The sequence below is a fragment of the Lonsdalea britannica genome, assembly GCF_946477055.1.
In the GTDB taxonomy this organism is placed as follows: Bacteria; Pseudomonadota; Gammaproteobacteria; order Enterobacterales; family Enterobacteriaceae; genus Lonsdalea; species Lonsdalea britannica_A.
The window spans coordinates 1-10,650 of the sequence record NZ_CAMKXG010000114.1 but is presented as its reverse complement, the minus strand read 5'-3'; the positions used below and the strand labels follow the sequence as shown (position 1 = coordinate 10,650).

Annotated in this window: 1 protein-coding gene; it reads left to right on the top strand. The window is 64.0% G+C overall.

Annotated features, from left to right (window positions below; all coding sequences use genetic code 11):
• On the top strand, window positions 1-3,696 hold a 3,696-nt coding region (locus tag Q7O77_RS09450; protein ID WP_304166202.1), incomplete at its 5' end, for an amino acid adenylation domain-containing protein.
• Between the last annotated feature and the right edge of the window lie 6,954 nt (window positions 3,697-10,650).

The following is a 10,650-nucleotide window of genomic DNA, read 5'->3' as shown; positions in this document are numbered from 1 at the left end:
ATCCAGCAAGCCGTGGTCGTCGCGCAGGCGGCGACCGCTCAGGAGAAACGGCTGGTCGCTTACTACCTTGTGGATCATCGCACGAAGGCGCCAGACATCGACGCGCTGCGTGAACAGCTGCTGGCGCGGTTGCCTGAATACATGGTGCCGACGGCCTGGGTCGCGCTGGAAAACCTGCCGCTGACGGCGAATGGCAAAGTGGACCGGCTTGCGCTGCCTGCACCGGATGAAAGCGCGTTTGCGAGGCAGCATTATGAGGCGCCGCAGGGCAGGGAAGAGCAGGCATTGGCCGCCCTGTGGCAAGCGTTGCTGGGCGTGGAGAAGGTGGGGCGTCGGGATCACTTCTTCCTGCTGGGCGGGCACTCGCTGCTGGCGGTGCAGTTGATCTCACGTATACGCAGCGATATGCAGCGAGAACTGGACCTGAAAACGCTGTTCATGCATCCCACGCTGTGTGAGATGGCGGCGGCGCTAGGCGACAGGAAAGTGCAGCCTCTCCCGGCGATTTCTTGCCAGACGGCGGCTGAACCTCCGCTGTCGCTGGCGCAGCAACGCCTGTGGTTGTTGGTGCAGATGGATCCGGCAGCAAACGCGGCCTATATGATCACCGGCGGCATCCGGCTACAGGGACATCTGAACCCGGCCGCCCTGCAACAGGCGTTGGATCGCATCGTGATGCGTCATGCGGCGCTGCGTACGCACATCGTTCAGAGAGACGGTGTTGATGTGCAGGCGATCGGACCGGTGGAGAGCGGTTTTCCCCTACAGCGGCTTGAGATGAGCGACAGCCAGGACCGACCGGAACCGTTCATGCCGTCCATGTCTATCACGGCCGGTCCGCTTGCGCAGGGGCAACTGGTCTGTCTTTCCCCGCGTGAACACTGGCTGAGGTTAGCGCTGCACCACATCATCGCTGACGGCTGGTCAGTCGGTATTCTGATCCACGAGCTCTGTACCTTGTACCGTGCATTGAGTCAGGGGCAACCCGATCCGCTGCCGCCGCTGCCCGTGCAGTACGGCGACTATGCCGCCTGGCAGCGACGCCACTTGCAGGGGGCGAGGATGCAAACGCAGCAACGTTACTGGGTCGAGCAGCTGCGCGGCGCGCCTGACACTTTGATGCTGCCGACGGACCGGCCTCGTCCACCGGTGCAGAGCTTTGCCGGGGCGTATAAAACCCTGACGCTGGACGCCAATTTGACTCAGGCGTTGAAGACGTTAAGTCAGCGGCACGGATGCACGCTGTACATGACGTTATTAGCCGGTTGGTCAGCGTTAATGAGCCGCCTTTCAGGTCAAGATGACATCGTGATCGGTTCTCCGATCGCGGGGCGCGATCGACAGGAAATCGAACCGCTGATCGGGATGTTCGTCAACACGCTCGCGCTGCGAGTCGCCTTGACGCCTGAGATGAATACGGCGGCGCTGCTGGCGCAGGTCAGGAGCACGACGCTGGCGGCGCAAAGCCAGGCGGATATCCCATTCGAGCAGGTAGTCGAAGCGGTCGCGCCGGTGCGCACCTTGTCTCACAGTCCGATCTTCCAGGTGATGTTGGCGCTGCACAATCTGCCGGAGATGACGCTGGAGCTACCGGGGCTGCGGCTGTCGCCGTTGCCTAACGAGACGGCGACCTGCCAGTTCGATCTGAATCTGGAATTACGTGAGACGAACGGGCGGCTGGAAGGGACGCTGTATTACGCTACCGCGCTGTTTGATGAGGATACCGCGCAACGTTATCTGGACTACTGGCAGCGGCTGCTTAGAGGGATGGCGGCATCGCCGATGCAGCCGGTCACGACGCTGCCGCTGGTTTCTGCCGCCGAGCGGCAGCGGGTGCTGACGGCGTTCAATGCCACGGAGTCCGACTATCCAGCCGACCATTGTTTGCATGAACTCTTCGAGACGCAGGCGCGTCGGCAGCCGAGGGCGACGGCGCTCATCTGCGGCGAGCGGGGATGGTGCTATGGAGAGTTGAACGAGCGGGCCAACCGGCTGGCGCACTGGCTGATGGAGCAGGGCGTGCGTCCGGACAATCGCGTGGCGATCTGCGTCGCGCGGGGAGCCGACATGGTCGTGGAGCTGCTCGGCATTCTGAAGGCCGGCGGCGCTTATGTCCCGCTCGATCCTCTTTATCCCACCGAGCGTTTGGCTCATATGATCGCCGACTGCGAGCCGCTGGCGGTGCTGTGCGACGACACAGGGCGCTCTGCGCTGTCATCCTGTTCCGCGCTGCCGCCGTTGGTCGATCTGAGTGCAGATGAACCCGCGTGGGCCGCGTCGGCGTGCGGTAATCCGGATCCGCGCGCGATCGGACTGTCCCCGCGTCATTTGGCCTACGTCATCTATACCTCCGGCTCGACCGGTCGCCCCAAAGGGGTGGCGATGCCGCACGCTGCGCTGGTCAATATGATCCATTGGCAGAACCAGCGCCCCGTCGGCGTCACGTTGCAGTTCGCTTCTTTCGGTTTCGATGTCGCGAGCCAGGAGATCCTCAGCGCGTTGACGGGCGGAGGGCGGTTGGTCGTCGTCCCGGACGACGTGCGGCTCGATATGCCGCGGCTGGCGGATCTGCTGGAGCAGCATCGCGTCGAGCGGGCCTTCATTCCCCCTTCAGTCCTGCCTGCGCTGGCGCAGATGTATCGCACTTCGGGGCGCGTGCCGCCGTCGATGGACATTATCGCCAGCGGCGAGGCGCTGCGCCTCGGTCCGGATGTGCGCGCGCTGTTCCAACGGTCGTCGAATGTCTGCCTGCACAATCAGTACGGCCCGGCGGAAACGCACGTGACGAGCGAATTCGTCTGTCCGGCGACCTTCTCACATGGCGTGTCCCAGCCGCCTATCGGACGCCCCATCGCCAATAGCCGACTCTATATTCTGGATGAAAAAGGAGAGCCTGTGCCTGTCGGCGTTGCCGGGGAGATCTACATCGGCGGCATCGGCGTGGCGAGAGGCTATCTCAACCAACCGGCGCTGACCGCTGAGCGGTTTATGAAAGATCCGTTCTCCACCTCTGCGGATGCCCGCATGTACAAAACCGGCGATCGGGGGCGCTGGCGCAAGGACGGCATTCTCGACTATCTGGGTCGCAACGACGATCAGGTCAAGATCCGCGGGTTCCGCATCGAGCCGGGCGAGGTGGAAGCCTGCCTGAGTGGATGTCCGGGCGTTGAGGCGGCGGCGGTGGTTCCGCGCGAAGGTAGCGGGGAAAAACGGCTGGTGGCTTACTACCGGGGAAGCGCGGATATCGAGTCCATGCGCGCTCATCTTGTGGCGCAATTGCCCGCGTATATGGTGCCTGCGGCCTGGGTGGCGATGGCGGAGTTTCCGCTGTCGCCGAACGGCAAAGTGAACCGCCATGCCCTGCCAGAGCCCGACGACGATGCCTTCGCCCGTGCGGCGTTCGAAGCGCCGCAGGATGATACCGAGTTAACCGTGGCGGCAATCTGGCGGGCGTTGCTGGGCGTCGATCGCATTGGTCGTCACGACAACTTTTTCGAACTGGGCGGGCACTCGCTGCTGGCGGTACAGCTGGTCTCTCGACTCCGGCTTGAGCTGGATGTCGACGTGCCGTTAGCCGAAGTGTTCGCCCATCCGAGTCTAAGCGCGCTCAGCGAGCGGATTCTGGACCTGAGTATCGAACAGTTTGATATTGCTGAGCTGCTGGACATGGCGGCCTCTATGGAAGGAGAAGAATAATGCAGAATACGGAAGACACCCCCTCAACGGTCCAGCCCCTGTCGCGAGAGCAGAAAGCTAAACTGCTGGCGCTGGCGAAAGCCAAAGGGATGCGGCCGAAGACCGCAGGCAAACGACAGTCCATCCCTCCTGCGCCGCGCGTGGAGGGCGGGATGCCGCTGGCACCCGTCCAGCGCGGGCTATGGTTTCTGTCGCAAATGGAGTCGCAAGCGCCGGAACGCTATCTTCTGGGGATGGCCTACCGCCTCAGTGGTCGGCTTGATCTTGCCGCTCTGCGGGCGGCGCTGGACCGTATCGTCGCCCGTCATGAGGCGTTACGGACGCGGGTGGTGAATGCGGCGGGCACGCCGCGTCAGCACATCGGCGCTGCCGACATCGGATTCTCTCTGGAAATACGGACGTTATCGAATGCGTCGGAACCGCTACCGCCTTTCGCGTTTCGGCCGGAGCCGGAGCAAGGACCGCTGGTCGGCGGGCAGCTGGTGTGTCTGGGAGAAAACGAGCACCTGCTGCGCATTGCGTTGCATCACCTGATTGCCGACGGATGGTCGCTCGGGATTTTCCTGCGGGAGTTGAACGCCCTCTATACGGCTTTCAGCCAGGGGCTGCCTGACCCTTTGTCGCCGCTGCCGATTCAATACGCCGACTATGCCGCGTGGCAGCAGGCGCAGCTGAGCGGCGAGACGCTGGAGGTTCAGCGGAACTACTGGCGGACGCAGCTTCGGGGGGCGCCGACGTGTCTGGCGTTGCCGGGCGATCGCCCGCGTCCGCGGATGCAGGATGTCGACGGAGCCTGTGCGTCGGTCACGCTGGAGGCGACGTTGGTGAACGCGCTGAAAGCGCTGGCGCAGCGCCACGGTTGTACGCTGTTCATGGCCTTGCTGGCTGGGTGGGCGGCGTTAATGAGTCGTCTGTCCGCACAGGACGACATCGTCATCGGCGTACCAACGGCCGGGCGTCACCGCAGCGAGGTCGAATCGCTGATCGGCATGTTCGTCAACACGCAGGCGCTGAGAGTCGATCTCTCGGCGCCGTTAAACACGCCCGCGCTGTTGACGCAGGTTCGGGACACGGCGCTGGCGGCGCAGCGTCACGCCGATATCCCTTTCGAACAGGTGGTGGAAGCGGTCGCGCCGACCCGCAGTCTGTCCCACAGCCCGGTGTTTCAGGTGATGCTGTCGCTGCAAAATACGCCTCAGCAGCCATTCACGTTACCCGACCTCGTGGTTTCGCCGTTGGAAGGCGAAGTCACGATGGCGCAGGTCGATCTGAATTTGACGCTGACGGAAACCGAAGGGCGGTGCGAGGGGACGCTGTGCTATGCGACGGCGTTGTTTGATGCAGGCACCGTACGGCGTTATCTGAGCTACTGGGTAAGGATGCTACGCGGCATGGTGGCGCAGCCTGACCGTGCGGTGACCTCATTGCCGTTACTGTCCGCCGATGAGCGGCAGCAGCAGCTGGACGAGGTTAATGCGACGCAGGCGGATTATCCCCGCGACGCCTGCGTACATGAGTTGGTTGAGTCTCAGGCTGCCGCGCAGCCAGATGCCATTGCCGTGGTATTCGGCGAGCAGACGCTGAGCTACGGTGAACTCAATAGAAGGGCTAACCAACTGGCGCACTGGCTCGTCGAGCACGGGGCCGGTCCGGAGGCCCGCGTCGTCGTGGCGCTGCCGCGCGGTCCCGCGTTGATCGCCGCGCTGCTGGCGGTGCTCAAGTCGGGAGCCGCCTATGTACCGTTGGACCCGGCGCAGCCGCAGGCGCGACTCAGCGCGCTACTGCATGACTGCGCGCCTGTGGTGGTGATCGCCTCGCGGACCACTCGCGGAGTGTTGGGCGATCTGCCTGACTCCGCCACGCTACTGACCTGTGACGATGACACTGGCCCATGGACGCGGTGTTCCGAGGCCAATCTGGCCCCGCAGGATCGCGGGGTGACGGCGCGTCATCCGGCTTACCTCATTTACACCTCCGGCTCGACCGGTCGCCCCAAAGGCGTGACGGTGCCGCACCGGGCCGTCGTGAATTTTCTGCACTGTCAGCGGCGTCAGCATCAGGCTTCGTCGCAGACCCGACTGCTGGCGGTCACCACCGTCTCCTTTGATATTCATGTTCTGGAGATTTACCTGCCGTTGATCGCGGGCGGTCAGCTGCATCTGGCGAGCGACGAGCTGCGCCGGGACGGCGAGCGGCTGGGACATTATCTGAACGCAGAGGCGATCTCGGTATTTCAAGCTACGCCCGCAACGTGGAAGCTGCTGCTGGCGGCCGGTTGGCAAGGTGCCTCCGGCTTGACGGGATTGATCGGCGGTGAAGCGTTTTCGCCGACGTTGGCGGCCGCGTTGCTGCCGCGCGTCGATGCACTGTGGAACATGTATGGTCCGACGGAGACCACCGTCTGGTCGACCACGTGGCGTATTGGCGCTGAGGATGCGTCGATACCGATTGGTCACCCCATCGCGAATACGCGGATTTATCTGCTGGATGCGGAAGGGGAGCCGGTGCCGCCCGGCGTACCGGGGGAGATTTATATCGGCGGCGATGGCGTCAGTCTGGGCTATTTCCAGCGCCCCGATCTGACGGCGGAACGCTTCCTGCCCGATCCTTTTTGCGGCGATGGCGATGCCCGCATGTATCAAACCGGCGATCGGGGACGCTGGCGCTCCGACGGCGCGCTTGAATATCTGGGGCGTAACGATTTTCAGGTCAAAATCCGGGGTTTTCGCATCGAGCTGGGCGAGATCGAGTCGGCGCTGCTGGCCTGCGAGGGCGTTCGCGAGGCGGTGGTGACGGCGGTCAGCGGAGACCGCGAGGAAGCGCGACTGGTCGCGTACTACGTGGCCGAGGGCGATACCGTACTCACCGGTGAGGAACTGCGCACGACGTTGATCGCGCGTCTGCCCGACTACATGGTGCCTGCCGCCTGGGTCGCGTTGGAGAGTGTGCCGTTGACGCCGAACGGCAAGGTCGATCGCAAGGCGTTGCCCGCCCCGGATGCGTCAGCCTATGCGCAGCAGCCCTACGAAGCGCCGCAGGGGGAGACGGAAGCGGCGCTGGCGGCAATCTGGCAGTCGCTGCTCGGCGTGCAGAAGGTGAGTCGTCACGACAACTTCTTTGCGCTGGGCGGGCACTCCCTGCTGGCGATGCAGCTGGTGGCCCAAGTGCAGGAGGCGTTGCGTCGGGCGCTGCCGCTGGCGACGTTGTTCGCCCATCCGACGATCGGCGAGTTGGCCGCGGTGTTGGATGCCGCATCGCAGGAAACGCTGGCCGACATTCCCGCCTTGAAAGAGGGCGAAGACGCGCCGCTGTCGTTGGCGCAGCGTCGAATCTGGGTGTTGAGTCAGATGGATGCGGCGGCGGGGGCGGCCTATGTTCTGTCGGGCGGCGTGAAGCTCGAGGGGAAACTGGATATAGCGGCGCTCCGGCAGGCGCTGGATCGCGTCTATGCGCGGCACGCCGTATTACGTACGCATATCGAGGTACGCAACGGTCATCCGGCGCAGGTGATCGAGACGGAGACGCGCGGTTTTCCGCTCAGTGTCATCGACATTGACGACCCGCGCGATGCACCGAGCTTCTTGCCGACGTTCGATCTGACGGCAGGACCGCTGGCGCTGGCGCAGCTGGTCACGGTGTCTGAAGGAGAGCACTGGCTAAGGCTGGCGCTGCACCACATCATCGCCGACGGGTGGTCTATCGGCGTGCTGATGGAGGAGATCGGCGCGCTGTATGCCGCGTTTCATCAGCAAAAAGACGATCCTTTGCCCGCGCTGCCGATCCAGTACGGGGATTTCGCGGCCTGGCAGCGGCAGTCTCTCTGTGGCGACCGGATGCAGGCGCAGCAGCGCTATTGGACCGAACAGCTGCACGGCGTGCCTGAATGTCTGACGCTGCCGACCGATCGTCCCAGACCGCAGCAGCAGGATTATCGTGGCGGCCGGGTAATGGTGTTGCTGGACGCCGAACTGACGGCGTCGCTGAAAGCGCTGAGCCAGCGTGGGAATGCCACGCTGTATATGACGCTGATGGCGGGGTGGGCGGCGTTGATGAGCCGACTGTCGGGTCAGGAGGATGTGGTGATCGGTTCACCTAACGCAGGCCGCCATCGCCGCGAGGTCGAGCCGCTGATCGGCATGTTCGTCAACACGCAGGCGCTGCGCGTCGACCTGTCGGCGCAACCGGACGCCATCACGCTGCTGGAACAGGTGAAAGCCACCTCGCAAGCGGCGCAGACGCACGCCGACATTCCGTTCGAACAGGTCGTAGAGACGCTGGCGCCGTCCCGTAGCCTGTCCCACAGCCCAATTTTTCAGGTCATGATGACGCTACAGAATATGCCGGAAGCCACGCTGACGCTGCCGGGTGTGGCGGTGACGCCGCTGCAAGACGAGGCGACAGTCTCTCCATTCGATCTCAGTCTGGTCCTGACCGAGCAAGGCGAAGCGCTCAGCGGAGGGCTGTATTTTGCCCGCGCGCTGTTCGATGAAAGCACGGTACGCCGTTATCTCGGCTACTGGCAGCGGCTGCTTAGCGGCATGGTGGCGTCGCCGACGACGCCGGTAACCGCGTTGCCGCTGCTGTCCGAGGAAGAGCGCCGTCAGGTGCTGTGCGACTTCAACGCCACGCGCGCCGACTATCCCACCGGGTGCTGCCTGCAGACTCTGTTCGAAGCGCAGGCGGCCCGTCAACCGGACGCGCAGGCGGTGCTTTGCGGCGGCCTGAGCCTGCGTTACGGCGAATTGAACGCGCAGGCGAATCAGCTGGCGCACTGGCTTAACGCTCAGGGCGTCGGACCGGGTGACCGGGTGGTGATCGCGCTGGATCGCGGTTGCGATCTGATCGTCGCGCTGCTGGCGGCGCTGAAGTCCGGGGCCGCTTATGTGCCGCTGGACCCGGCGCTGCCGACGGAACGACTGAGTTATATTCTTGAAGACAGCGCACCGCAGGTGCTGGTGACCGGTCGCGATGTCCGCGATCGTTTAGGGGCGCTGCCGTCCGCCGTGACGCTGGTTGTGCTGGAAGGGGAACATCGACCTTGGGCGCAGTCGCCGCAGGACGATCTGCCGACGCAAACGCTGGGGCTGACGCCTCATCATCCGGCTTATCTTATCTATACCTCCGGCTCGACCGGCCAGCCGAAAGGCGTGATGGTTGAACATCGGCATGTGGTCAATCTGGTTCACTGGCACCAGACCGCGTTCGATCTACGGGTGCAAGACCTGTCGTCCAGCGTGGCGGGACTGGGATTTGACGCCGCGGCCTGGGAGATCTGGCCGCCGCTGTCGATCGGAGCCCGGTTGGTGATGCCGACGCCGGAGATCTCACGCGATCCGCAGCGGCTGCTGACGTGGTGGGCGGCACAGCCGCTGGACATCAGCTTTTTGCCGACGCCCATCGCTGAGTTAGCCTTCGCGCGAGAGATGGCGCCGCCCGCGCTGAGGACGCTGCTGGTCGGCGGCGACAGGCTTAAACGCCGCCCGCCTGCCGGATCGCGCTTTACCTTGTTCAACAACTACGGCCCGACGGAAAACACGGTCGTCGCCACTTCTGGGATCATTCGCAAAGACGAGACGGCGCTGCATATTGGGCGGCCTATCGCCAATACCCGTGTGTATATTCTGGACGGTCAGGGGGAGCCGGTGCCGCCGGGAGTGTGCGGCGAACTGTTTATCGGCGGCGCGCAGGTTGCTCGCGGGTACGTCAATCGTCCGGATTTGACCGACGAACGCTTCCTGCCCGATCCGTTTGCGCAGGAGGCGGAAGCCCGGATGTACCGAACCGGGGATCTGGGCCGCTGGCGGAGCGACGGGACGATCGACTACCTAGGACGCAATGACTTCCAGCTGAAGATCCGCGGTTTTCGCGTGGAGCTGGGGGAGATTGAATCGGCGCTGCTGGCCTGCGAAGGGATCCGCGAAGCGGTGGTCGACGCGGTGATCCTGACGGGACAGACGCAGGAAAAACGGTTGGTTGCCTACTACACCAGCGACGATCCGCAGGGGATCTGCGCGGATAGTCTGCGTGAACGGCTCAGCGCCCGACTGCCGTCGTACATGTTGCCGGTGGCCTGGATGGCGCTGGCGGAGATGCCGCTTACCGCGAACGGCAAGGTCGATCGCAAAGCGTTGCCGATCCCGGATCAGGCCGCGTTTGCGCATCAGCCCTATGCCGCGCCGCAGGGCGAACGGGAGACCACGTTGGCGGCGCTCTGGCAGTCGCTTCTGGGCGTGGAAAAGGTGAGCCGATACGACGACTTCTTCGCGCTGGGCGGACACTCTTTGCTGGCCGTGCAGCTGATTTCACGACTACGTGATGAGCTGGGGCGCGAGCTGTCTCTGGCGACGCTGTTTGCGCGTCCTGCGTTGCACGCGGTCGCCGCGGTGCTGGACGCGGCGACGCAGAGCGATCTGGCGCCGATTATTCCGCGCAGGACGCAAGATGCGCCGCCGCTGTCTTTGGCTCAACGGCGAATCTGGTTCCTGACGCAGCGGGATGCCAACGCCAGCGCGGCCTATGTCATTGCCGGAGGGATTAAACTGGCGGGGACGCTCGATGTCTTGGCGCTACAGCGCGCGCTCGATCGTATCGTCGCCCGCCATGCGGCGTTGCGAACTCACATCGAGTGCCGCGATGGCGAGCCGGTACAGGTGGTGGAACCGGAAGATCGGGGATTCCCGTTGCAGATAACGACGGCGAGCGAACCGTACGATGAGGGTGCGTCATGGACGCCGGAATTCGATCTGACGGCCGGTCCTCTGGCGCAGGGGCAGCTGATTCGGCTATCCGCACGGGAGCATTGGCTGCGTCTGGCGCTGCACCATATCATCGCCGACGGCTGGTCGCTGGGCGTGATGATGAATGAACTGCGCACGCTGTATTCCGCCTTCGTACAGGACCACCCCCTGTCTCTTATACACATCTCCGAGCCCACGAGACTAAGGCGAATCTCGT